This is a genomic window from Pseudomonas sp. 05T35, assembly GCF_056396605.1.
Genome location: NZ_JBFTLU010000768.1, coordinates 1 through 1,080, shown reverse-complemented (window position 1 = coordinate 1,080; position 1,080 = coordinate 1). Strand labels below are relative to the sequence as shown.

General features: G+C 54.9%; 1 protein-coding gene. It reads right to left on the bottom strand.

Annotated elements, in window-relative coordinates; translation table 11 throughout:
* Positions 1-902: OprD family outer membrane porin (locus tag AC1DH9_RS29675; RefSeq protein ID WP_477809397.1), on the bottom strand; the 902-nt coding region annotated here is incomplete at its 3' end.
* Positions 903-1,080: the final 178 nt, after the last annotated feature.

Here is a 1,080-nt window from a genome sequence, read left to right as displayed (position 1 = left end):
GTGTGCGCCTTCAGGAAGGAGTAGGCCGCTGCCAGCGAGTAGGTGGTGTTGTCGATTTTGCCTGCTTTCGCTGCACCGGTATCGTTGGTCTGATACAGGTTGAAGTCGAAGTTCAGGGACTGGTCAGTCGCCAACGGAATGGTGTAGTTCGCGTTGCCGTAGTACTGGGTCCAGGTGTCCTGGAACTTGGCACCGTAGAGGGAAACGGTCAGGTTGTCGTTGATGCCGTATTTACCACCGAGGTAATCGGCAGCCTCGACCTTCGTGCCAGCATACTGGGTCCAAAGCTCGCCATTGTGACGGGTTTGGTCCTGGCTGCTACCGCCGGTGAAGTGACCAGCTTCGAGATCGAGGTTTTTAATCTCGCTGCTCTGCAGTTGGAAACCGCTAGCGGTTTGTTGGAACATGCGGGAGCCGCCAACAGCGAATACCGGAGCGGTGGAAGGTGTGAAGTCACCCACTTTCAGCTCGGTTTTGGAGATGCGGACCTTCAGTGCTGCGCCCGCTTTACCCATTTCGCTGTTGACGTCGTGGCCAATAACTTTGCCGTTTGCGTCGCGGAAGGTGGTGCGGCTCATGTTGCCCGTACCCGACTGCGCGTCAGTACCGTCCAGTTTAAAGGCGGCATCGCCGTAGGCTTCAACGCCCACACCAACCGTACCCTGGGTATAGCCAGAGTTGAACTTGCCCAGTACGCCCTGAGTCCAGTCTTTCTGGTCTTYAGCGCCATTTTTGTTGTTACGGTTGAAGTAGTAGTTCTTCAGTACCACGCCAGCCGAGGCGCCTTCAACGAAACCTTTTGCGTCAGCCTGGTCGGTTACAAACGGTTCGGCCATAGCGACTTGAGTGCCGGTAGCTGCAGTAACAGCCAGGGCGATCATGCTCCACTTCATCACGCGCATCGTGATTTGCTCCTTTGGTTTTTAGAAGAGTACTGCCGTCCCACCTGATTTATTATCTGGGCGGCTCTTTCTTTTTGTGTCGGCGCAAACTTATATCACGCCGACAATGTTGGCGATACTTGCGTATCTAACCTTTCGGCTTCTTTACGGCCCTGTCGCAAAATGCGCTGTAGAGGTC